The sequence below is a fragment of the Chitinivibrionales bacterium genome, from assembly GCA_014728215.1.
Lineage (GTDB): Bacteria > Fibrobacterota > Chitinivibrionia > Chitinivibrionales > WJKA01 > WJKA01.
The window spans coordinates 29,521-54,577 of the sequence record WJLZ01000129.1 but is presented as its reverse complement, the minus strand read 5'-3'; the positions used below and the strand labels follow the sequence as shown (position 1 = coordinate 54,577).

Sequence of the window (25,057 nt, the reverse complement as noted above, 5' to 3'; positions counted from 1 at the left end):
TCTGAAAGGTAAAAAAATGAAAAAATCGATAAATACACTTTTTTATCTATGCAGCATCTTGATATTTATAACCGTAGTGGTTCATGCTTACGCTGAAAACATTGTGTTTCCTCCCGATGCCGGCATTGTTGATGTAACGCAATACCCTTTTAATGCCCCCAATGATGGTGTTACTGATGCTACGGATGCGATACAGACGGCAATCAATATCTGTGCAAATAAAAAGGTTATTCTCTACTTTCCAAACGGTGTCTACCTGATATCAGGAACTCTTCAATGGGGGAAGAATGATTTCGGTGAGGTAAGCAACCCCTATTACGATTCTACCGATCTGGAGCACGCCTGGGCGGCATCCGAAACGATCCATCCGAAAAACGAAATAGTACTCCAGGGCCAGAGTACCGACGGCACCATTATTCGACTTGCACCGGGAACGTTTACCGAGCCCACCCAACCCAAACCAGCGATTTATACCGGAGAGGCACCGGCGCAGCGATTCAGGAATTCAATCAAAAATATGACTATCGATATTGCCGACGGCAACACCGGCGCATTCGGTGTTCAGTTTAATGCAAGCAATACCGGTACTATTCGTGATGTAAAAATCATCAATAACGATCGTCAGGCCCTTATCGGACTCGACATGGCTTTTACCGGCCAGATCGGTCCTTGTCTGATAAAAAATGTGCATATTACCGGTTTCGGCAGAGGAATCAAAACCGCACAGACAGCAATTAACAGTATTACTTTTGAAAACATCACCCTGGAAGATCAGGTCATTTTTGGTTTCCTCAATCTCGGCCAGACAGTCAGTATTCGAGGGCTTGTAAGCAATAACGATGTTACTGCGGTCTCGAATACGGGTTTAGGGTTTATGGTTCTGATCGATTGTATCCTTACAGGAACCGGGGATGTTGCCAAAACAAAGCCTGCAATTACCAATGCAACAGGAACACCGGTTTTATTTGCCCGAAACATTCAAACCACAGGATATGACAAGGCGATCTATAGCGTATCGGGTGGCAGTGGTCATTTTGACGGCCCTGATATCGATGAATACGTTTCTCATCCGGTACTCTCTTTATTTGATACCCCCCAAAAGTCGCTGAATCTTTCCATTGAAGATGCACCCGAAGTACCTTGGGATGAAAATTTCGACAACTGGGTCAGCGTATCCGATTTCGGTGCTTTGCCCGATGACGGAATTGATGATGCAGGCGGAATCCAGGCGGCAATCGATTATGCAGCGGCCAACAATAAGACGACGGTCTATTTTCCCCACGGCCATAGCGGTTTGTATGATATTCATGCCGATTCTACGGTTACCATTCACGGCGCGAGCCTGACCCGTCTGATTGGCACTGAAGCAGCCCTCTGCAAAGAATTCAGCATGAATCTGACTCCTGCCATAGAATTCGGCAACGATGCAGCCGATGTTGTTATCATGGAGCATATCGATATGCCGTGCCCGATACCGATCGGCTATCTGATACATTTCAATTCAAGCAAAACACTGGTAATGAGCAGTTGCGGGGGCAATATCCATTCACAGGGAACCGGAAAAATATTCCTCGAAAATCATGGTGCCTTCCAATGTTATTTTTCCGGCGATACAAAAGTTTTTGCCCGAGGTTTAAACATCGAAAACACCGAATACAGCTCAGCATTCAGAGGGAAAATCTGCAACGATGGAGCTCAACTCTGGATACTGGGATTCAAGACAGAACGTGATGGAATAATCATTAAAACTACCGGTGGCGGTTTCACCGAATTACTGGGCGGATTCAGCTATTCGACACGCGACCCGGGTGATGCGCCGATGTTTACCAACGAATCTTCGGTGCTGTCAGTCAGTTTCTCGGAGATTAAAGGACGGGGTAACTACGATCCCCTTGTCGCGGAAACACGCCTGTGTACACTTAAGACACTTGCCGCCTCAGAAGCACCGGTCAGGTACAACCCATCGCACTCAATACCCCTCTATGTAGGGTATGAAACCGATGCATCAGGACAACCGGTTGCCGGGGTCATTTGCCCCCACAAAATACCGGTTACCCAGGGGATTAATGAAGCAAAAATAGGACCTTCCCTCTCACCCCGTAAGGTAACGGCACTCCGCCCTGCAGGCCAGGGAACCCCGATTGCTCTTCCCAAAGGAGTTGCGGGTTTCGAACTATTTGACCTCCAGGGAAGAAAGGTGTGGGAATATCGACGTGTTAATGTTCGGACAAGCACTTCAATCCAGCTGCCGCAACACGTTACAAGGAGTGTAACAACAATTAAGTATATCGATAAATAGTAATTTATCATCGATTACCACAGGAAAACACCGCTTCTGTTTTTATGACAAAAGCAGTGTTATTTTTATTTTTTACCGAGTATTCTTATCAGTCGTTCCATATCTTCCGGAAGTTCTGCTTCGATAACGCATGGTTCTCGAGTAAAGGGATGGTCGAAGGTAATCCGGGTACAGTGAAGAGCCTGGCGCTGTATCCATTTATCGGATTCTTCTGGCGACTCTGTTCCGTAAACATGATCTCCGACAAGAGGACAATCAATTGATTGAAGATGCACTCTGATCTGATGGGTTCTTCCAGTGTACGGGATGACGGTAAGCAGACTGTGTGAATTTCCGATTCTCTGCATAGTGATTATTTCCGTCTTCGAACTCTTTCCATTGTCGAGATCAATATGGTAGCGGGGGTATTTGGTACATTCAACATTTTTTGCAATCGGTAAATCTATTGTATAAGGCACTGTATGAGGAGAAGAATGAACAAGGGCAAAATATTCTTTTTTAATATTCCGGATATGGAACATCTTTCCAAGTTTCACGGCTGCATCGCTGGATTTCGCCGCTACAACAACGCCCGAGGTATTCCTATCCAGACGATTTATTACCGAAACATCTTTGTATTCCTTTTTCCGGATGCGTAACTGGTAAACAAGATTCTTCGTAAATGCCTTGCCTGCACGATGGACCAACAGATTGGGGGGTTTGTTTACCCCGATATACCATTCATCTTCGTACACAATTTGATAATTTAAATTTGCCTCAGGCTCACTAAAAGGCAACGGTTTATACGTGACAATATCACCCCGCATGACAGTGGTACCGGGTGCGGCCGGCTTATCATTGAGCAGGATGCGGTTTTCTCTGATATGAATCAGCCATTGTTCCCGGGGATGATAGGTAAAGCGTTCCGCAAGATAATCAATAAGTGTGTGTTGAGCAAGATGAGAAGGAACTTCAGATTTAAAAATCATAATTCATTGATATACAGCGGTTTATATCCGCTGAATTTTTTAGCATTGTAGTTTATGAGGATTATCTCAGTCTGTTTGTCTTTTTCAATATTAACTATGACCCTATCGATATATTTGCGGGCAATGAAAAGCCCCCTGCCGTGGCTGTCGTATAAACCGATCGGTATGCCCTCTTCGCCGGACGTAATCTGTCTGTGCAACCAGTAAAGAACATTATTTTTCTTTAGTCTGCCTCCGTTATCGAGAATTGAAATGCCGTGTTTGGTATCGTCATAAATAACCGAAGCAGTTATGGCATCGTCTTCGGAAAGCTCAAAATCAAAATCCCAGTCTTCTTTGCTTTCGGGTGATTCATTCCGAATACCGTAAAATACTGCATTAGTCAGGATCTCAAACAGTACAAGTTCGAGCTTTTTAAATTTTTCCGGTTCGGGAAGACAGTTGACTATGGTACGGGCATTATCCTCGAGGGTATCTCCCCTTTTTATAATAAAAGTGTGGCGTTCAGCATTACAATCGAAATATTTATCCACCCCGAAAACAGTATTATTAATCAGGCTTTCGATAAGCACGACGAGCTCTTCAAAGTTAAAGGGGATTGTTTTAATGAAAATGTTACCTATATCGTATTTCATGGCAAGTTCGAGATAATCCTCGACATTGTATGCAGTAATAAGAACTCTTTTAATATCCGGGTATTTTTCACGAACAGCTTTCAACAGTTCAAATCCTTTCATACCGGGCATATTGATATCCGATAGAATTATATCGATCTTTTCTTTAGGAAGCACATGTTCGAGAGCATGCGAACCACCGGGCGATTCGAACACAGTGTAACCCTTGATGTCCCGAAGATAATCAGCAATAAAACTCCGCATTTCAGGTTCATCATCTACAACCAAAACATTGGTTGAATATATATTTGAATCAGTCATCTTATGAAAACTCCGGGGAAAACAATACTACTGTTAATTCACTGGCATAGGGGAATCGGTTTCGACTCATATGCATTTTACAAAATACCGATTAAAACATTACATGCCCGGCCTGAATTTAATGCTCAGATTACCCGCATTTACAGGCTGGCTTTTCCTTTGTGCAGGAATAATTTCAGGCCACTTTGTCCTGTCTGGCCTTAGCACTATAGTGTACCCCAGAATCGGTTTCATGTCAACCGCATTGTTGCTGATTGCAGCACTAATCAGTTCAAAACTGATTTTTCGAAACATATTGATATATATTGCCGGAATTTTACTGATAACGAGTACCGTTTCTTCAGAAAGAATCGCTTATTCCAACATATCCCCCCTCCTTCATCTGAACGAACCATGCTATGTATCGGGTACCGTTACCTCTCCGGTTCTCCCCTGTTATGGAAAATACCGATTTGTTATAAAAGCCGACTCGATTCATCATCCATTCATCGGAAGTGTCCTTCATAACAAAAATTTAATATGTGTTACCGATCAACCGCTCATACAGGGCAGCAAAATCACTTGCAAGGGGGAATTTATACTCCCTTATCCCCCGAAGAACCCCGGTGCTTTCGATGAATACTCATATATGCATTCCCGCCATCTGTGGGGGAAATTCTATGCCGATTCGGTGTTGACCATCACCCACGGGCCCTCATCAGTTGCTGCTCTGTCTAATCTCCTCAGGAATAAAGTCCTGTCAACGCTTTCGCATATTAAAGATCTCGACAACAGAGCCATACTCCAGGCAGCGTTTTTAGGAGAGCGTCACCTTTTAACAAACGAAATCAAAACTCTTTTTCGAGATGCAGGGGTATATCATCTCCTGGCAATCTCAGGATTGCATCTCACCATTATCACCGGTTTCATCTATGCCTTACTCTTTCTACTGCCCCTTGGAAAAGGGGTGAAAATAGTCATTGTTCTCCTGCTTATCTGGTCCTATCTTCTTTTCATTGGATTTATACCATCACTTTTCAGGGCTGTTATAATGATAACGCTATTTTCCTCATCATTTTTGTTTCAGCGCCATAATTATTCGATTAATACGCTTGGTATGGCAGGGATTCTCTGGCTTCTCTTCTCTCCCAAAAGTCTGTTCATGCCTGGATATCAGCTCTCATTTGCCGCCACTTTCGCCATAATTGCCCTTACTCCTTTGTTAAAGGAAGGCTTTGAACCACTGATGCAAACAACTGCAGGCAAACTCATGCATCGAGCAATAATTTTGCCCCTTGAGATAGTAATAGCAGGTTTTATTGGCACGGCTCCGATTCTGGCGTACCATTTCGAAACAGTTTCACTATTTGGATTTTTTGCAAATATTTTTTCACCCTTCCTTATGTCCTTCTGCATGTGCTTCTTTCTCGCAGGACTAATGGCGCAGTCACTCCTGCCACCTCTGGCTTCAATTCTCACTTATATCGCTGAAGTTTTTCTCAATCTACTCGTTTCAAGTGCACAACTGTCCCAGAAAACGCCTCTTTCATCCCTTACCCTCTCGGTTATACACCCGGAAATTATTATTATTTATGGAATAGTTGTAGCAGGGGTAATTGGAATTACCCGAAAATTCAGAACAACCTGGCTGCTCTATACTTCAGCGGTTTTTCTCTTTGCCTTCCCTCTGATCTTCTGGCTTAAATCAAGAGATAATACTGTGGAAATTACCTTGTTCAATTGCCCCGAAAATGCTGTGGCCGGAATACGATGGCCCGGGAGGAAACTCTGGATAATCGGACTGGGAAATGAGCATCCTATGTCATCCACCTACCGGAAAATTATCAAGCCCTGGCTCAGACAACACCCCCTCTGCCGTATCGATGCTGTAATTGCTACCGGATTACAGCCAAATCCGATCCATTCGCTTGATCCGTTATTGAAACAACATAAACCAGGCTCAATTTATACCCTGAACTCTCAGCAGAATAGGAATCCCTCTTCAACTATAAAGGAATTTGCCGATGAGTTCGGAATACCAACACTCCCGATATCGCCCGACACCAGGTTTGTACCGGTTCGGCCATGTACCTGCACAGTCAGCTATGTTCAGGCTTCTAACAAAAGAATGAATGCGCCTCCGATTTTTCATATATCCGCTTATGGACACCACCTTACCCTGGGTCCCGACAACAAGGATTACTTGCTCATAGAACCTTCGGAATCAATACCCCTAAAGAATAAAAAAGAAGGCACGAACAGTATTCGAACGAATACAGGAAAGGGAGCATGGGTTTTAAAGATTAAACCCAATGGGATCAGGGAAATAAAGAGGGTTGTATCATCCCATCACCCCCTACACGACCTTTTGTAAACCGGCAATTCCAGAGTGCACCCGGACAGGAACAGTGTGCATTTTCCTCTGCTTTGCACAATGATGAAAAGGAGGTAGAACATAAACCGCAGGTAATGACCTCTATGGTTCTGTCGGCAAGCATATAGGTTGCAATTGTCGACACAGACCTGTTCTTTACAGGACATTTATCAGGACACTCCCCCTTTGAATGCCTCACTCTCTGATAAATCCCATAAGCAGTCGATGAAGAAGCTATTTCTTTTCCTTTATTTTTTTGATACTTTTTCCATTCCTCTTCGTGCAAATATGTATCCTCAAAATTCAGCCTTTTATTTTCAATTTTATCTTCCTCCGGCAAATCGACTGAAGGTGAGATATTACCCGTCAAATCAATAACATCAACAAGCTTCGCGAGTCCACCTCCCGGTGTACCGGCCCAGATCACAGAGGCATCATAATCGATATAGACTGCGCAAATCGAATTCATCGGAAGACAGGTATTTGAAGAATCGAAAGTCACCCATTGATCGGCTCTATGATAGATGAGTCCCCGGGAAAGTGTCCCGATCCAGAGGCTTCCCAAAGGATCTTCTTCTAAAACCCAAATGTAATTGCATGGTAGTTTCGAGTTTTCGGTTGTGAGATATGTCCACCCATTGTTTTCATACTGTGCAAGGCCATTTCCCCAGGTTCCGACAATTACGGGGCCCTTTCGGTTATCGATAATGCATTCCACATGAGCTATATTGCTGTTTGTACTATCAAATATTCTCCAGTCAACGCCATTGCTGAAGGCCAGCGCTCCATCCTTACTGCCGTGATTCCGTGTACCGATCCATAATTCATTTTTACGTGAAATGAAAACTGAACTGATAAGATTCGAAGGAAGATATGAATTACCGGTATCCATTACACTCCATGAATTATCATCATAAACAGCGATACCGCCTTCCAGGGTACCCGCAAAAACAGCTCCACTCCCCCTTTGGGCAAGACTCCATACGCTATTATCGGGTAATCCCGAATTATCCCGATAAAAGACATCCCACGACTGGCCGTCATACCTGAAAAGACCGTTGCCATAGGTACCAACCCACAAATGTCCATTATTATCTTCTAAAAGCGACAGAATATGCGATGATGGGAGACGATTCCCATTTCTGTCATGAAGAGTCCAGGTATAATTATCGTATCGTGCCAGCCCGCGGCGAGTACCCACCCATAGAGTACCGAACCCATCTTTCAAAATGCATTGAACGGAATTTGCAGGAAGAGAAGAATTATGTGTGGTGAAGGTTACAGAAGAATCCTGGGCACGTGCTGAAAACAATAAAAATGCGATACAGAGTGATACCGAAATACTGCCGCTCATCCGCCCTTTTGCCATGCTCTCCATCATTTCCTCCCGAGCATACTGCATCTCTGTCGTATAACAAAGATACAGGATATCCGAAAGGATTTCGCTTTTCCCCAAGGCATATTTGGGGAAATCTCTGTTTTTTTTGAGGAATTTATAAAGAGCACCCGAAAAGAAGCTTGACACAACCACATCCTGTATAATACCAGGAAGTTAGGCTTGAATATTAACAACGAATATTATGCAACCATGGTAACTTCTTTATTTTTCATAAGATTAGCGGGTATAAACTGAAATTCATCGTTCAGATTTCTTCATCCTCTTCTTCTTCATCGGGAGAATGAGGCTCCAAACGCTTTGTTTCGGCTACATAGGTGTCAACAATATTATTCTTCGAAGAAAGATATTCAACAAGTTCTTTGCATTTCTCTTCATCGAGAATAATACGGCTTTGTTTGGTTATTTTCGATGTATGCTCCCACGTTTCGAGTACGTCGGGAGTTAGCTCGAATGCATCTTCACAGGAAACAAAACATATATCATCAGCCCGAAGAGCGATGCAGGAATCAGCATTGATACAGGGAGTGTCACTTAAATAGCGGAGATGAATCCTGTTAACATCGGCAGTTTTAACTATCCGATAATAACCGGTCACCAGAATCTTTTCGCGAAAGTCCTCTTTGGTACCTTCATATTTTGTCATAAAAAACAGATAGCGGTGCTTTGATTTTGTAAATGTAGTTCGCGCCTTATTCCGTATGCAGCCATAAAAACCATACGTACCGGTTTCGTAATTTGGTTCGGGTAAAATATCGGTGGATGGAATCTCTTCCGGTACCTCGCGAATCGGCAGTTCAGATACCGGATCAGAGGAATACATTACTATCATTCCCGAATCCGAAGCCCGATAATCCTGCCAGGGAATGCTGTCAACTGATTTTTGAACTGTTCCTTCAGAAAATAACACGATTCTTCTCCTTGGAAGAGCATTAACAATAAAATAAAGCCCGTATTATTTATACGGGCTATCGTACTCAAAGTATATGTTATGAAAGATAACTCTCTGGTGCCGTATGAGTCAAATCAAAGAGATGATCAATAATGTTGTTTTGTTAGGGAATTAATACCGGAAAATTATTTGTGTGTTAGCTCTTTGTCTGAAATTGAAATTACAAACAAACGGTAAGCAAAGAAATTGACAATAAATTTCTACAAGACAATCATGGCATCACCATAACTGTAAAAACGATATCCTTTTTCAACAGCTCCTTTGTATGCTTTCATTACAAAATCAAAGGATGCAAATGCACTGACAAGCATAAGCAGTGTGGAACAGGGAAGATGAAAATTTGTAATGAGTCCATCGACAACATTAAACGTATAACCGGGAAGAATCATCAGTGAAGTTTCTCCCTCTGATCCTTCACCACGACTCAATGAATCGGAACAATGCTCAAGCACCCTTACAACAGTTGTACCGACAGCGATTACCCTTCTTCCCTGCCGATGAGTTTCTTTGATTTCTTTTGCCGCACTGTCGCTCAGTATGTATGACTCTTTATGCATCGGATGTTTTTCGGGATCCTCGTCTTTTACAGGGAGGAATGTTCCGGCTCCTACGGACAGTGTTACAAACGAGAAGTCTATTCCATTTCTGCGCAGTATATTCATAATTGACGGGGTAAAATGTAAACCGGCAGTAGGTGCGGCAACCGCGCCGGGATTTTCTGCAAAGACTGTCTGATACCGGTCTTTGTCGATAGCTTCACTCTTTCTTTTAATGTAGGGAGGCAAAGGCATATCTCCGTAGTGCTCGATAATATCGATAAGTGAACCATTGCTGTCTGCAGCTCGTACCGACACGTATCCTTCAGAGAGAATATCATCTATACTAACACCTTTATCAGGAGACTTTTCAATGCTCAGGTGCATCCCCTTTTTTAACCTTTTGAGCGGTTTTGCCAATGCTTTCCAACGTCCGGAAGCATCCGGTTCAATAAAAAGCAGTTCTATTCTGGCGCCGGTTTCTTTTGTACAGAAGAGACGAGCAGGAATAACTTTTGTATCGTTAAAAACAAGGCGGTCCCCCGGCGCAAGAAGGGTGGGAAGATCTGAAAATTGCTTATGGGAGATCTGTCCGTTCCCCTTATTCAGCGACAGCAACCTGCTTTCACCACGGCGAGAAGGCGGGTACTGGGCTATAAGCTCCGGGGGCAGATAATAATCGAAATCACTTGTTTTCATTACTGTTCACCTCTCATTACCCGATTATTTTTACCCGACCATCCAATAACCCGTTCATTTTGCAATGTAACACAGACCGGCTTCCCGGTTTTGTCTTTATAAAACCATGTTCGATGGTCTCCCAATCCGAGAATGAATGCCATTTCGGCATGTAACGGCTTACCCCACGAAGCCCTTACCTGTTCTTCAGTCATATCCATGCAGATCTGACCATTTCGTACGGCCCGTTGTATTCGCCGGGGCCATTCCGGATGTTTGCGTAAGATAACCAGCCGCCGTTTTTTGTCCTCATCCCCCTGAAGGCGGCCGGCAATGAAATCTGCATTTAAATCAGAAACATATCTGATATTCTGCGCCCGTACCCACCCACTCGCCTGATCGTTTACAACCCGGAACCATGGTTGTTCTGTTGAATCGACATGCAGACTCTCCACATAACAGGTATCCAGCTTGTCGATATAGTTGCGCGGCAAAGTGCCTTCAACAGGCGTTTCAAAACAGGGTACCGACTTAAGAGCAATGGCCGCTCTTCGATTTTCTCCGGCTAAAACCAGAAAAGGAATGCAGAATAATAAAAAATATTTTAGCATTTAAAACTCATTTCCGGATCTTACTCTTCATGGAAGTAAATTAAAATAACTTTCGTTCAGACCTTTTTCCTCATTTTAAAAAACAACGGTAAACAGATGGAAAGTGAGGAAGCTCCGGGGAGCAGTACTAATCTTCATGAATAAATGAAAGCATTGTCTCGGCCTGATCGTATTCCAGAAGAAGGTCGGTTTCAAGAAGGTCAAGGGAAGACTCATCAATTTCAATATTGTGTTTTTTGAAAATATCCCATAATTGTTCATCGGGCGCAAGAGGACATTTTCGACCTGAATTGCCGATTGAGGCCTTATGGCAGAGATAATTACTGAGTGATACGATTGCCACAAGCACCGACTCAAATCGGGATTCCCATGGTATGTGATGGAAACGGATACTTTCGGCTATTATTTTGGGAAGTCGCCATTTATCGGCGAGCCATCCACCTATTTCCCCATGGCTCGTTCCCAGCACCTTCTCCTCTGCATCATCAAGGTTTGTCTCTCCATTTTGAACAGAAACAATAATCTCATGAAACTCTTTGGAAACATAATGATTGAGTATGACTTTTCCTATATCATGAAGTAATCCTGCGACAAAGGCCTCTCCTACCAGACGGCGGTGAAATCGACGAGCGAGCATTTTAGCACCAATACCACAGCCGACTGAATGCTCCCAGAATTTCGATATATCAAAAACATCTTCTTCACCCTTATTTTTGAAAACATCCAGAACAGTTAGTGAGAGCCCCATATCCCTGACACTATTAAATCCGAGTACAACAATTGCCATATCGACAGTATATATTTCCCGGGGGAAACCATAATAAGCCGAATTAGCGAGTTTGAGTATACGGGCGGTAAGGGCCTGATCGGTTGATATCAGTCGAGCCAGAGATGCAGCCGAGGTTTTCGGATTGTCGACAAGTTCAAGCATTTTCGATACGACGGTAGGCAGTGTCGGAAGGCTGATTATGCTTTCCGTTATCCGTTTGATCCGTTGAACCTGTGTATGGGAATTTTTCATTGATTACCACATGCCGCGCAGAATTTTCCGTTAAAGAGGTTTGATTCAGGCATCAATATCCACAAATAGACCATTATTGCGAGGTCGTTTGTGCTCATTCGTATTCTTGTTTTTCCGCCTCTTTTTCCGCTCGCCTTCAGCCTGTTCTCGCCGTCTTTCTTCAGGATCGATATTCTTTCCTTCAGTCTCATCAGGTTGAACCGGCATTTCTACACGCTGAGCGGCTTTCTGCCGGGCAATCTCAGAATTGCGTTCCTGATTTAACAACGGAGCCTTGTGAATATCCTGCTGATGACGATCGAGTTGAGTCAGATTGTTAAGCGATGCCCGAAAATCAACACCTTTCATTGAAGCTGCCCTTGAGAAATATCACCCTGTACCGGAGCATGTGGCCTTGAGATAAAGCAATGGAATGGTGGAACAGTCAAATAAAATATATGAGCCTCAAATGAATATGCTGCCAGGATACTCTTGTTCATCTGTGCCACCACTTCCATACACTTAATAATCATGCATTAATCCGCTGCAAAAGTCGGCCCCGGAGTTTCAGGATTGCCTTTGAATGGATCTGACTGACCCTGGATTCAGATATTTCCAGGACAACTCCGATTTCTTTCAACGTAAGTTCTTCATAATGATACAGAGCAACAACCAGCCGTTCCTTTTCCGGCAAATTTGCTATTGTTTCCTTTAAAATGTTTTTTATTTCTGCAAACCCGAGAGCTTTTAAAGGGTTTTCGCTTCCAGGATTCTCAATGGTATCAATAAGCTTGATTTCCTTGGAATCGGCTTCTCGATTCGGCATAGCTTCCTCGAGTGAAAGGATTGTTGTGGGAGTGACCTCAGAAAGCAGCTCTTCATACTCCTTCATAGACACTCCCATTTCCTGGCATACTTCATCATCATAGGGCATTCTTCCCAATTCATTTTCTAATTTTGAATAGACCCGCTGGAGGTCTTTTGATTTTTGCCTGACCGATCGTGGGACCCAATCGAGTGCCCGCAATTCATCCAGGATAGCCCCTCTGATTTTATGCCCGGCATAGGTTTCGAATTTAAAACCCCTTTCAGGATCAAAGGTCTCGACAGCTTTAACCAGCCCCATAATGCCTGAACCGATCAAATCATTTTTATCAACTGACGCCGGCAGATTTACTGCAAGACGATAGGCAACATATTTCACAAGATGTGCATATTCCACCAGCAGCTTATCTTTTGCAATTTTCGACTCAGTTTCCCTGTATTCCTTCCACAGGGCTTCTATATTGGCCATAGGAATCCCTTTCCGAGGTCCGAGATGCTTTTCTGGTTGCCCGGGGCACCAGCGGCTATCCTTAATATTGTAAAATCACGGCTCATTTCTATCAAGTGGTAGTCCCCTGTTTTTTGCCTGTTTGCTGGATGCCGTATTTTGAGCGTTCTTTTTCTTCCCGTACACGCTGCAATAAACCATCATCGAGAACATCGTTTTTTTGATCATCAATATCCTCAAGAAGGTTTTTTAAAATGATATCGGCCAGCAAGAAACTGCAGAGCCATACCAAAACCGCGGCACCGCCTCCCTTAAAGAACGCCCATGCAACGGTACCGGTGTTCAACGGATCATAAAAATCCAGACTGAGAAAAAAAATTATAAAAAACGATCCTGCACTGACGGTTTTTGATATTTTTTTAATCCAATAAATCATTACCCAGATTCTCCTCTATGAATTCTTTCCAAAAAGCCTGCCGAAAAAACCTTCCTCGCCACGTGAAGGTACCGAACAGAGCGAACGGGCAATCGATTTTATACGACAAGACATCAATTGTTTCGGTTTTTTTAAAAACAGAATTTGTTGTTTCCGTATCAGTTGAGGAACAGCTTTATCATAGGGTAAAATTCCGCTTAATACCACCGAACGGTTCAGAAACTTTTTTGCGATTGAACCAAGCTTTAAAAATGCTTCTTCCCCTTCCCTGTCCGAATTGCTCATATTGACGATTACTTTGATATCCGAAGAACGTTGTTCATAGAGCACCTTAATCATGGCATAGGCATCTGCCAGCGATGCAGGTTCGGGGGTCATCACCAGCATTACGGCATCGGAAAAATGAATAAACTCCGTTGTCGAGGCACCGATACCGGCCCCGGTGTCGATCACGATAAAATCGTATTCCTGTTCGAGTTCGTTTAACTTCCTGTGAAGAATCCCAAGTGCCATCGAATCCATATTTGCCATCTGGCGTATTCCCGAAGAGCCCGGTACAATATCGATACCAAGCGGCCCTTTGCAGATTGTGTCCCGGGCCGAACACGCTTCATTGGCAACATGAGACAAATTAAACCGCGGCGACAATCCAAGGAGGATATGAACATTTGCAAGTCCGAGATCTGCATCAAAAAGAAGCACTTTCTTATTGAGTGAGGAGAGTGCCATACTCAGCATAAGAGCAATATTGGTTTTTCCCACGCCGCCTTTACCACTGGTTACGGCTATGCTACGAGGTAGCACACCTTTGGCTTCTTTCCTTTGCACGAGACTTTCGGTGGTGGCGCCATATTTTAGCCGTGCCATATGCCTTAACTTCAACGCCTGATCTTTCACAGCCTTGTTCCCTCCCAGAGCCTGCGCATAAACTTCGATGAATGAGCCGGTTCAATATCATCAGGCACACTCTGCCCGGCGGTAAAGTAGGATACCGGTATCTGGGTCTTATCGACCAGCGTGTAGATATTTCCCACGTGACGGGTTTCATCGAGTTTAGTAAAAAGTAGACGATTTACATTCATTTCTCTGTACCTGCCGACGATATCTTCCAGATCGGAGTCTTTTGTGGTAGCGCTGAGCACAAGATGAACTTCATCCGGATGAAGGACTTTTAACTGCTCTTTCAGCTCGTTCATATGTTCACTGTTATTCTGACTTCGACCTGCCGTATCGACAAAAACAAAATCATCATTTTCGCATGCAGCAAGGGCATCGGGGATCTCTTCGGGGGAAAAGACAACATGAAGTGCAATACCGGTGATATCGGCAAATGTCCGGATTTGTTCTATTGCAGCAATTCGGTAGGTGTCGGCCGTAATAACCGACACCATATTTTCCTGCTCCAGAGCATATCCGGCGGCAAGTTTTGCCAATGTTGTGGTTTTCCCCGCACCAGTCGGTCCTACCAGGGCAACAATCTCAGGCCCATCCATCTTCGACCTGATAGGCCCCGATACCGGAAAATACCGTTCGAGTTCTCGAATAAATGTTTCATCGATGGTAACATCGTCGGTTTCATACTTACTTCTGATATTAGCGATAAGCCGCCCGGCCGAATCAGGCTTCACTTCGGAATCGACAAGGCATTTATACAAAACAGCCCAGCCCCGTGTAAAGCCCCCTGCCGCCATCGTATCCTCCGGCCTTGCCAAAAGCCGAACCAGTTCTTTCAACTCCCTGATCTCATTTTTAATCTCATTATAGCTTTGAATCTGAACAGGTTGCGGGCTGCTGCTTTTGGGGGCGCTTTCCTTTTGGGGAAAAGCCGGTTTGACAGGAGTAACAGCGGGAATGGCTGAATCACCCGCACGGGTCGGACGGGGCCGCCGGTATACCCCGGGATCGGCCAGATGAATGGGATTTGCCTTTTGTTTTGAAGGACCGGCATTTTCATCGATAGCAGCAGTGACTTCAATCTGATCACCTTTGCCCAAAGCAAACAGGTTGCCCTGCAGCTTATTTGTCTTTAAAATAACCGCTTCTTCTCCCAGATCATCCTTGATCTTCAGAAGAGCTTCCCGCATGTTTTTTGCGGTATATTTTTTAATTCTCATATATCAGCCTTCATTTTTAACATACTTTTCTTCCTGTCTCCCCACAATCATCCCTGTGACGGCTTATCAGCCTGTGGTCTTTCAAGTGAAATCATTCCTGATGATCGTATTTCGATTCCGGGAATAATCTCATTATATGACAGCACAACAAGATCTTTGAAATTACTTTCCGTCAAACGTTTTATTTGAGAGCGAATGGTCGGCGAGCATATAATTATCGGAATTTCATTCCGTTTCTTGGCATTGTCGACCTGAACACCACAGGCATCGAGTATCCGTCCGACTTCCGAGGGCGATAAGGCCAGCCGGAATCCGGCCTCGGTTTCCTGAATATTGGCTTCAAGCTTGGCCTCGAGATTTGGATCGACCGTTATTACAGGAATAATATTCGACTCATCTTTATAGATGTCGCAAATTTGTGGCGCCAGAGAATTGCGTACATATTCGGTCAGAATTTCGGGGTTCTTATTTTTCACACCCACATCGGCCAGAGTTTCCAGAATTATCGGTAAATCACGGATCGGGACCTTTTCCCGGAGAAGGTTCTGCAGTACCTTATGAACTTCTCCCACCGTAAGAATATTGGGAATCAACTCGGAGACAACCGTCGAATGCTCGTCCTTTATATTGTCAACAAGATTTTGTACATCCTGACGGGTCAATAAATCATGCGCATGGTTCTTAACTAACTCGGTTATATGAGTCGCCAGTACGGCCGGAAGTTCGACAACTGTATAACCTGCCAGTTCTGCATTTTCTTTCTGGCTCTCGGTAATCCAGAGTGCAGGAAGGCCGAAGGCCGGTTCAACGGTTTCGATACCCCGTATTTTTTTTGTTGCAGTCCCCGGATCCATCGCCAGATACGACCCGCTCATCAATTCGCCTTTGCCCACCAGGATTGTTCGAATTTTTACTCTGTATTCATTGGGCTTTAATTGAATATTATCGCGAATCCTTACCGGGGGGATGATTATTCCGAGTTCTGTGGCGAGTTGACGGCGAATCATGGTAATCCGATCGAGGAGATCTCCACCTTGCGATTTATCAACAAGTGGAATAAGACCATATCCGATTTCGAGTTCCATGGGGTCAACATGAAGGTAGTCTTCCGCACGTTCCTGTTCCGGCTGTGCGGTTGGAACCGCTTCAGCCTGCTTCTGCTCTTCCGCCTTTATTCTTTTCATGCCGATATACCCGGTTGCGATAACCGAAACCCCCAGAGTGATAAAGGGAATCTTGGGAAAGCCGGGTATCATAGAAAAAAGAAGCATAACTCCGCCGGCTACAAACAGAACTTTATGATTTTTTAAAAGCTGGGTACTGATTTCATCACCCAGACTGCTCTTTGAAGCCGCACGGCTTACAAGAATACCGGCACCGGTAGAAATCATGAGTGCGGGTATCTGACTGACAAGACCGTCACCAATTGTCAGACGGGTATATGTTGAAATGGCTGTCTGAAAGTCCATTCCCATCTGAGCAATACCGATAATAAAGCCGCCGATAACATTAATAATAGTAATAATAATGCCTGCAATGGCATCACCCCGCACAAATTTGGAGGCTCCATCCATGGCCCCGTAAAAATCGGCTTCCTGAGAAATTTTCATCCGCCGATCCCGGGCCTGTTCTTCAGTAATCAATCCCGAGTTGAGATCGGCATCGATCGCCATCTGTTTCCCCGGCATAGCATCAAGAGTAAACCGCGCAGCAACTTCGGCAATACGCCCTGCACCTTTAGTGATCACAACAAACTGAATTAAAACAATGATAATGAATATGATAAATCCGACCAGCGCATTTCCCCGGGTAACAAAGGTACCGAATACCTCAATTACCTGTCCGGCATCCGCCTGGCTCAATATCAGACGGGTTGTCGCAACATTAAGTGACAACCTGAAGAGTGTCACTGTCAACAATAAGGCGGGAAACACCGAAAAATCCAGGGCCTCCGAACTGTACATGGTCGATAAGAATATTATCAGCGCCAGGCAAAGATTCAACGTGAGCAGAATATCCATGAAAGCCGTGGGAATCGGAATTACCATGACAATGAGTATGGAAACAACTCCGATGACGATCAGCAGGTCTTTTCGCTGCGCAATACTCTGCCAGATCGGACGATTAACGGTCGCGCTTATGGCATTTGATAGGTTCATATCCCGGATCCTGTTACAGAAATTTCGATATATTTTTCCACCAGACCATCCTTTGAATCTGTTACTCTGAGTGATAACGTATCGGCATAGGTGGAATCCTTGCAGACAAAGGTCGCAGTGTCTCCGACCGCAATTTCAGTTGCATCATTCAGCCATGCATATCCAACCGAATCACCGTGCACGGTGTCGGGATCTGCCGCATAGGCTTTTAAAACCAGAGTATCGGCACCGTTCTTTGCATAGGAATACAAAGAAACATCACTGGTAAATGTCGTGTCGGTACCGCCGGACACAGAAATACTGTCGAGAACAGGATCATTATTGAAGACATTGATAAAGACCGCTTTACCGGTATCAAAGACGCCGTCGGTTGACGTAACCAGTATTCTGTCGGTATACGTCGAATCTTTCGCGATATACCGTGCTCCTGTATCTCCTATTGCTGTTACACTTACTCCCGGCCCGGTAAAGGGTACCCATGTTGTGGTGACCGAATCCCATGGATCGGTATCCGAGGTGTATATCCGTAAAGTAAGTGTGTCACCCTGAAAGAGGTTGATATCGATGGTGTCACGCTGTGTTGTTGTGTCGCCAATGCTCATACTGTCAATAACCGGCGGAATATCGCCGTGAACGACCTGAACAGCCACAGTGTCGCTGTTATTCCGAGGGTCGGTAACGGCAATTTTGATTGTATCGACAATAACCGTTGTACGCAGAGTGTCGCTGCAATTGCTTGCCGGGCAAATGTAGGAACCATGGGTAGTGTCGGAAGAAAGGGCGGTTGAATTCCGGGCAAGCCAGGTATAGGTCAATGTATCCTGATCGGCATCACGAGCAAAAACGCTTAATGCCATTGTGTCTAGTGACAATTTACGATAACGGAAGATACCGGAACTCCCCCAAAAGGTAGTACTGTCTACCCGTACGCTGTCGATAACCGGTGATGTATTGGGACTCAGCCGGTAAAGGATCAATGTTTTCCGCGCATGCCCGCCATCACCATCATAGGCCTGAATATATACGGTATCTCGGAAATAGCTGCCTGGGGTCGTATAATAGTTAAGGGAGCCTTTCCGGGATGCCAGCCTTGATGTAAACGGTTCGATCGGACGAAGGGTATCTAAGGTATCGCTCGCTGCGTACCAGGTAACATCATAAGTATTGGCATCATCATAATCATTCGCCACCACAGAGATGGTACACACGCTTGTTGATTCGACCTTATACTCCACAACATCAAAATCGGGGGATAATTTTGTGCTGTTTACCTTTATTTCATAGATAACCGGAGGAATATTGTATACATAAACTTTCACCACATTGCTTCGCAGCTTTTCGCCCCCTACCGTGACAAACACAGTATCGTAGGCCATACCTTTTGCCGAATCATAGTTCTGAGGAGTATATAACCAGGTCAATTCGACTTCCATGCGACGATATTTTTCCTCAGAACCTGCATAAGGATACTCGAGAAATCTGGCTTCACCCATATTCCAGTTCAGATCTGAAAAATAGAGTGAATCGTTGGGAATAATAATAACCTTTACAGGATTGCCGCTGAAGGTTGCTGTTGTTTTGTCGAGTTCATCCAGATAGATCATGATCGGGAATTCATCTTCCTCAACATTTGTTGGTGATACACAGGTGAGAAACATGCCGATCAGGCACCACCCGGTCAGGATTCCCCTGAGGATCGAATTTTTATTTGCTCTCATGCAGCCACCTTATTTTTGAGCCGGTAGACATAGGCCAGAATTTCGGCTATAGCGGTAAAGAATTCTACCGGGATATCTTCACCGGGTTCGACTTTATCGTACATTGCCCTTGCAAGTGGTTTATCTTCTACAATAGGGATTTCATGCTCCCGTGCTGTGTCCTTAATTTTTTCAGCAACATGCCTTTTCCCCTTTGCCAGCACGCGGGGTGTCGCATTTTCCTCGGGTTCATACCGAATGGCAATGGCGATATAGGTAGGGTTTGTTACAACGACAGTCGCTTTCGGAACTTCCTGCATCATCCGCCGCCGGGCCATTTCTCTTTGCAGTGATCGGATTCTCGATTTGATCTGGGGATCCCCCTCCATCTGTTTCCGCTCTTCCTTGATCTCTTCTTTTGTCATTTTCAAATTTTTTTCATGTTCATACCGCTGATAGAATAAATCGAGCAGAGCCAGAATAATCAGGACAAGCACAATTCTCCATACAATAGTGAAAGCCGTGGTCATGAAAAAGACCCAGATGGCGCCGGGGCCTGTATCCGCAAGTTTCATAAAGTGAAAAAACCGGCCTCTGATAGTTATATACGCAATTATGGCAATGATTGTAATTTTCATGAGATTTTTAAATGTTTCAACAATCGATTTCATAGAAAAAAGTCTTTTCATCCCCGAGAGAGGATTTATTTTTTCGAGTTTCGGCTGTAATGGTTTCAATGTAAAAAGCACCCCGATCTGCAAGTAGTTGGCAATCAGCCCGGCCACCAGAATACCCAGAACGAGCGGCATGGCAACTTTGGCAACCATAAAAGCAGCGTCTCTGAAAATGCCGACAAAGATAGCGGGCGACATCCCCACGTCGGATAACATACCAAGATAATAATTGAAAATCCCCCCGATATCTTCGAGCATTCTCCGGCCGAACATGCGTAGAAGAATGAGACCGGTAAGAAGAATAATAACCGAATTTAATTCGGTGCTCTTCGGAACATTACCTTTCTCGCGCGCCTCGGCACGCCTCTTCTCGGTTGGGGCTTCAGTCTTTTCCTGAAAGCCATCTTCAGCCATAGTCTGCTATCCTCTACGATCAGGCCATTAAGTACAACAGTTTCCATAAATCCTGCATCAATGCATCAAACATCTTTTTAAATACAGTTGTCAGCATGGGCAGGGCAACAATCATTGAAACAAGTCCCACTCCGATTTTGAGTGGAAGACCCACAAAAAAAACATTAACCTGCGGCACAGTCCGCGCTACGATTCCCATTGTGATCGAGGTCAGAACCAGCGCGATAAAGACCGGTGCCGAAAGCTTCAACGCCGCGACAAAAACATTCCCGGCCATCGATACCAGAAGAAATGCTATCTTTCCTCCGGGCATTGATACTCCAAGAAGAGGAATAACCTCAAAACTTTTCTGGATTGCCAGAATCAGAAAAAAATGACCATTTATCAAAAGGAAAAAAATGGTAAAAACCAGTGTTTTAAACTGCCCCATGGTCGACACCCGAGCATCTGTAAAGGGGTCGATCAGCTGAACAAGAGCAAAACCCATCTGGGTATCGATAAGTCGCCCGGCAAACTGAACTGCGGCAAAAAGGAAGGTTGATGCAAAGCCGATGAGTAATCCTACAAATACCTCTTTGATAATCATTACAAAAAAATGAACCGTCGAAAACTGATCAAGCCTTGTTGAAGGTATCGGCACCATGGGAAAAATTATTATCGCCAGAACAAATGACAAGATAACCTTTACATGTACCGGAATATTCTGGGAGCCGAGAACCGGCAACAGCGATATCATCGCGGTGACACGAACAAAGACCACCAGAAAAAACTGTACATTTTCAAAGGACAACCAGGTCATTATTATCCCGTAACCGTTGGAATGATTTCAAATATACGAATAGTGTAATCGATGAATTTTATCAGCATCCAGGGCAGCAATGCCAGAAGCACACCGACAATAGCCAGAATCTTCGGTATAAAGGTCAAGGTCATCTCATGAATCTGTGTAACGGCCTGAAATATTCCGACCAGCAGACCGACAACAAGCCCGGCAAGCAAAAGAGGACCGGAAATGAAGAGCACCGTAATCAATGCTTCTCTTCCAATATCGACTGCTACTAATGGTTCCATTATTCTTCGACCTCATCTCCGTCGGTTATTGAAATGAAACAACAAGTTGCCTTACCAGCAAGTGCCATCCATCAACGAGTACAAAGAGTATTATTTTAAAGGGCATCGATATCATTATTGGCGGAAGCATCATCATTCCCATCGACAAGAGCACACTCGCTACGATCATATCAATTACCAAAAAGGGAATATACAGTATAAAACCGATGATAAATGCCGTTTTTAATTCACTGGTAATAAATGCCGGTATCAGAACTTCGTAGGGAAGGTCGTTTGCATTTTTCGGTAGAGGCGAACTCGAAATCCTCACAAAAAGAGCGACATCTTTTTCATTGACCTGTTTGAGCATAAATTTACGCAGCGGGTTCCCCGCCCTTTCTAATGCCTGTTTCCAGTGAATCTCTTCGGCAAGATAGGGCTGAAGAGCTTCGTCGTTAATCTGCATAAATACAGGCATCATGATAAACATGGTCAGAAACAGTGCCAGGCCAACCATTACCTGATCGGGCGGCATCGTCTGAGTCCCCAATGCCCTTCTGAGAAAGGAAAAAACAATCACAATCCTTACAAAGGAGGTTACCATGATCATTATGGATGGAGCCAGGGCAAGAACGGTGATCAAAAAGAGAAGCTGCAGGGCCACTGCAACATCGGCAGGCTTTTCGGCATCGGCAACCGACAAGGTTACTTTTGGCAACACCTGAGAAAAGAGGGGTGAAACTAAAGCCAGGCAAAAGAAGTATGAAAGGACAATTTTTTTCTTTGAAAAAAAACTGCTCAAGCTTCTTTTAAAAAGAGCCGATACCGATAATGGAGAGGTCTGTGGATGCGTGCATTTCACGATGATTTTTTTCCCATTTTTCCGACAAAATTCTCAAGTGTATCCTTGAACCCGTTAATGGAAACGCCTCTCTTCGAGGATGATATTATTTCGAGGGCCTGAGGCCCTTCGATTTTATCCAGAACATTGATAGTATTCTGTGTTTGCCCTAAAAGTATCACCTGATCCATCACCCGTACCATCAGAAGGCTTCTGTTTGTTCCCAAGTGAAGGACTTCCAGGATATCCATTGAGCCTCCGCCTATTTTGGAACCGCCGGCAAACCCTCCCTTTCTGACCAGCCAGGCAATTGCAAAAATCAGTACGACAATCAACACAAGATAACCGGTAATTCGCAAGATTACCAGAATAAGATTTTCCGACTCTTCTTCCCCTCCGGTTGCGGCTGAATGAGCCGGGGCGCTGTCGCCGGAGGCCGATTCTGCGGCAACCAGCCGCTTGACTTCTTTTAGATCAAGCTTGCCCTTATCATCCTGCGCCGTGCACAAGGAGGTTCCAAACAAAACAATAGAGATCACCAACAGACACCCCGTACACCTGATTATCGACATTAGCGCAAACTCCTTATGCGGTCTTCTGCAGATACCAGAGAAACAATCCGGATTCCGAAATTTTCATCAACGACGACAACTTCACCTTTTGCGACAACTTTATTATTCACCATAAGATCGACCGGTTCGCCTGCCATTCTATCCAACTCGACGATTGAACCCGGTGCCAGCTCCAGAATCCTTTTAATAGAAAGGGATGTTCTTCCAAGCTCAATGGAAACATCAAGATCCACATCCATAAGCATATCGACCGAATCGCCCTGCGATTTCGATCCTGAGGATTTATCCATGAGCGGGGATTCCTGAAACGAATCACCGCCGTCAAAATCTGAGGATACCGAAGCAAGATCATTGAGCTCATCCGCGCTGAGGCCGATACCTTCATCCAGATCCTTTTCTTCACCGCTCCCCTCGTTTGCACTTCCCTGGCGCGCGATCATTGCTCCGCTTATCTCATCGGAAAGAACCATGGCGATAGTAAACCCCTCCATGCCTTCAACCGTTACGTTTAGAAGGGCCATATCAGAGGCAGCACTATCAAAGGGTAGTGATCCCGAATCGCATTCCTGAACTTCGATATTACCAAAGGAAACACTTTCACCGAACTTCTCTCCAAGTTCAACCCCGAAGGGATTGATCATCTGACTCGCAAGTTCACTGATTGCATCCTTGTGATCGTCAACATATTCCGCGGTACCATCACCCATCATCATAAGATCAGAAAGCACCGCTACCGCATTTTTAGTGATAACCAGAAACAGATCACCGGACACTGCGCCTTCTGCAGTTATCTTTATGGACAATAAATCACCGGAAACAGTTTCCTGAATGGCCGATGTATCGGTTTTTTCACAACGAGTGATTTCAAAACCGATTTGTTTATTGAGAACGGTGGTCAATACATTCTGGGCATGATTATTGAATAATTCAACGGTTTTCTGTAATGTATCGTAATTTTTTTCACCACCCGAATCATTTCCCCCGCCCATGTCAAGGGAATCCGCGCTAATACCTTCCCCGGTATCCTGGGACAGCAAATCGTTAATTTGATCTTCTGATAATGGTTCACTCATCGCTACCCGGAACCTCCTTCTCAATTATCTTTGTAACTTTCACCGCTTTTTTGCGGCCTATCAGGCCGGTTTTTCCCGCCATTTTTGTTTTACTGCCAACCTGGATCGCCAGATCGCTTTCGGCAGGTTTTTCGAGGCACAAAACATCCCCACGCTGAAGCTGTAAAAGGTCTCTGACTTTCAGTTTAGTCTGACCGATCACCGCCGAGACCGGAAGCTTGAGCGCCTCGATTTCATGTTCGAGAACCTGTCGTGTCTCAACTGTGGCGGTGCTCTGTGACGACATCCACGATTCACCCGAAAGTTTACTGATAACACTTTCTAAAACAACATAGGGAAAACAAAGGCTCATCAACCCCGATGCATTCTGCATCCGGACTTCCAGTGAAATCAGGATAACCGTTTCACCGGGAGGAGCAATCTGAACAAACTGGGGATTAGTTTCATACGTTTCGATTCGTGGAGTAAAGACACCGATATGCTCCCAGACATCTTTCAAATCACTGAGCCCCCGGTCGACAATGCGCCGGATTACATTCTCTTCAATGAGCGTTAGCTCTCTATTCTGTTCCGAAGGCTTGCCCTGACCGCCGAACAGACGGTCGATAATGAAAAAGACCAGTGATGGATTGATTTCCATTATCGCATTGCCCTCCAGGGGATCCATCTTGAAAACGTAGATACAGCTTGGATTGGAAATCGACATTATGAATTCGGAGAATGTCAATTGATCCACACTGACCAGTTCGATCTCCACGAAGGTGCGGAGAAAATTTGTCAGGGATGTTGAGTATTGGCGTGCGTAACCCTCATGCAGATTCTGCAAGGTGCGCATCTGATCTTTGGAGACACGGTCCGGACGGCGGAAATCGTAAAGCGAAAGTGCTTTTTCCTGCTCCGCTTCTTCTTCGCCCCCTCCCATCGATCCTTCATCAAAACCGCCAAGATCGCTGTCGCCACCGGCGGAAACCGCACTCAACAGGGCATCGACTTCATCTTGTGATAATATGTCACTCACAACTCATT

The 25,057-nt window shown here is 44.7% G+C and carries 23 protein-coding genes; 2 read left to right on the top strand and 21 right to left on the bottom strand.

The genetic code is table 11. From position 1 onward, the window contains the following. Window positions 1–16: 16 nt before the first annotated feature. Complete coding sequence (locus GF401_10565; GenBank protein ID MBD3345493.1) at window positions 17–2,299, top strand: endopolygalacturonase; 2,283 nt, start codon at window positions 17–19, stop codon at window positions 2,297–2,299. A gap of 65 nt (window positions 2,300–2,364) precedes the next feature. Here GF401_10565 and GF401_10560 read toward each other — a convergent pair whose 3' ends face one another. Then, on the bottom strand, window positions 2,365–3,267 hold the full coding sequence (locus GF401_10560) for an RluA family pseudouridine synthase (GenBank protein ID MBD3345492.1): 903 nt from the start codon (window positions 3,265–3,267) through the stop codon (window positions 2,365–2,367). Beyond that, window positions 3,264–4,202, bottom strand: a complete 939-nt coding sequence (locus tag GF401_10555) for a response regulator (protein MBD3345491.1) — start codon at window positions 4,200–4,202, stop codon at window positions 3,264–3,266. The genes GF401_10560 and GF401_10555 overlap by 4 nt, the downstream gene beginning before the upstream one ends. 70 nt (window positions 4,203–4,272) lie before the next feature. Here GF401_10555 and GF401_10550 point away from each other — a divergent pair, with 70 nt between their 5' ends. Beyond that, window positions 4,273–6,555, top strand: coding sequence for a DUF4131 domain-containing protein (locus GF401_10550; protein ID MBD3345490.1), 2,283 nt, complete (start codon window positions 4,273–4,275; stop codon window positions 6,553–6,555). On the opposite strand, the gene GF401_10545 is transcribed toward GF401_10550, so the two are convergent. The 19 genes from GF401_10545 to fliM form a co-directional block, all read right to left on the bottom strand. Next, window positions 6,500–8,080: a hypothetical protein gene (locus GF401_10545; protein MBD3345489.1), complete on the bottom strand. Its 1,581-nt coding sequence runs from the start codon at window positions 8,078–8,080 to the stop codon at window positions 6,500–6,502. The two genes, GF401_10550 and GF401_10545, sit on opposite strands and share 56 nt — an antisense overlap. Window positions 8,081–8,198: 118 nt before the next feature. Continuing rightward, the gene (locus GF401_10540) at window positions 8,199–8,861 is read right to left on the bottom strand and encodes a hypothetical protein (protein MBD3345488.1); all 663 of its coding nucleotides are present in this window, start codon (window positions 8,859–8,861) and stop codon (window positions 8,199–8,201) included. Between the two features lie 242 nt (window positions 8,862–9,103). Continuing rightward, window positions 9,104–10,138 (bottom strand): tRNA preQ1(34) S-adenosylmethionine ribosyltransferase-isomerase QueA, encoded by a 1,035-nt coding sequence (gene queA / locus GF401_10535; GenBank protein ID MBD3345487.1) that lies wholly within the window; start codon window positions 10,136–10,138, stop codon window positions 9,104–9,106. Then, window positions 10,138–10,728, bottom strand: coding sequence for a hypothetical protein (locus tag GF401_10530; protein ID MBD3345486.1), 591 nt, complete (start codon window positions 10,726–10,728; stop codon window positions 10,138–10,140). The genes queA and GF401_10530 overlap by 1 nt, the downstream gene beginning before the upstream one ends. 127 nt (window positions 10,729–10,855) lie before the next feature. Next, complete coding sequence (locus GF401_10525) at window positions 10,856–11,749, bottom strand: HDOD domain-containing protein (protein ID MBD3345485.1); 894 nt, start codon at window positions 11,747–11,749, stop codon at window positions 10,856–10,858. Window positions 11,750–11,794: 45 nt separating this feature from the next. After that, a complete protein-coding gene (locus GF401_10520) occupies window positions 11,795–12,097 on the bottom strand; it encodes a hypothetical protein (GenBank protein MBD3345484.1) in 303 nt (100 codons plus the stop codon). 160 nt (window positions 12,098–12,257) lie between these two features. After that, on the bottom strand, window positions 12,258–13,022 hold the full coding sequence (locus GF401_10515) for a FliA/WhiG family RNA polymerase sigma factor (protein ID MBD3345483.1): 765 nt from the start codon (window positions 13,020–13,022) through the stop codon (window positions 12,258–12,260). Window positions 13,023–13,113: 91 nt separating this feature from the next. Then, on the bottom strand, window positions 13,114–13,437 hold the full coding sequence (locus GF401_10510; protein ID MBD3345482.1) for a hypothetical protein: 324 nt from the start codon (window positions 13,435–13,437) through the stop codon (window positions 13,114–13,116). A gap of 15 nt (window positions 13,438–13,452) precedes the next feature. After that, window positions 13,453–14,304 carry an AAA family ATPase gene (locus GF401_10505; protein MBD3345481.1) on the bottom strand — a complete coding sequence of 284 codons (852 nt, stop codon included), beginning with the start codon at window positions 14,302–14,304 and terminating at the stop codon, window positions 13,453–13,455. Between the two features lie 26 nt (window positions 14,305–14,330). Beyond that, the gene (flhF, locus tag GF401_10500) at window positions 14,331–15,551 is read right to left on the bottom strand and encodes a flagellar biosynthesis protein FlhF (GenBank protein ID MBD3345480.1); all 1,221 of its coding nucleotides are present in this window, start codon (window positions 15,549–15,551) and stop codon (window positions 14,331–14,333) included. 47 nt (window positions 15,552–15,598) lie between these two features. After that, on the bottom strand, window positions 15,599–17,656 hold the full coding sequence (gene flhA, locus GF401_10495; GenBank protein ID MBD3345479.1) for a flagellar biosynthesis protein FlhA: 2,058 nt from the start codon (window positions 17,654–17,656) through the stop codon (window positions 15,599–15,601). Window positions 17,657–17,706: 50 nt separating this feature from the next. Next, window positions 17,707–19,428, bottom strand: coding sequence for a hypothetical protein (locus GF401_10490; protein MBD3345478.1), 1,722 nt, complete (start codon window positions 19,426–19,428; stop codon window positions 17,707–17,709). Beyond that, entirely contained in the window at window positions 19,425–20,495 is a 1,071-nt protein-coding gene (flhB, locus tag GF401_10485) for a flagellar biosynthesis protein FlhB (GenBank protein MBD3345477.1), read from the bottom strand. The genes GF401_10490 and flhB overlap by 4 nt, the downstream gene beginning before the upstream one ends. Before the next feature lie 19 nt (window positions 20,496–20,514). Next, complete coding sequence (fliR, locus tag GF401_10480) at window positions 20,515–21,294, bottom strand: flagellar type III secretion system protein FliR (protein MBD3345476.1); 780 nt, start codon at window positions 21,292–21,294, stop codon at window positions 20,515–20,517. Window positions 21,295–21,296: 2 nt separating this feature from the next. Then, window positions 21,297–21,566 (bottom strand): flagellar biosynthesis protein FliQ, encoded by a 270-nt coding sequence (gene fliQ / locus GF401_10475; protein ID MBD3345475.1) that lies wholly within the window; start codon window positions 21,564–21,566, stop codon window positions 21,297–21,299. Window positions 21,567–21,591: 25 nt separating this feature from the next. After that, window positions 21,592–22,320, bottom strand: a complete 729-nt coding sequence (fliP, locus tag GF401_10470; protein MBD3345474.1) for a flagellar type III secretion system pore protein FliP — start codon at window positions 22,318–22,320, stop codon at window positions 21,592–21,594. Window positions 22,321–22,403: 83 nt separating this feature from the next. Beyond that, window positions 22,404–22,958, bottom strand: coding sequence for a hypothetical protein (locus GF401_10465; protein ID MBD3345473.1), 555 nt, complete (start codon window positions 22,956–22,958; stop codon window positions 22,404–22,406). Further along, complete coding sequence (gene fliN / locus GF401_10460; protein ID MBD3345472.1) at window positions 22,958–24,031, bottom strand: flagellar motor switch protein FliN; 1,074 nt, start codon at window positions 24,029–24,031, stop codon at window positions 22,958–22,960. Before fliN ends, GF401_10465 begins: the two co-directional genes overlap by 1 nt. Continuing rightward, window positions 24,024–25,049: a flagellar motor switch protein FliM gene (gene fliM, locus GF401_10455; protein ID MBD3345471.1), complete on the bottom strand. Its 1,026-nt coding sequence runs from the start codon at window positions 25,047–25,049 to the stop codon at window positions 24,024–24,026. The genes fliN and fliM overlap by 8 nt, the downstream gene beginning before the upstream one ends. Window positions 25,050–25,057: the final 8 nt, after the last annotated feature.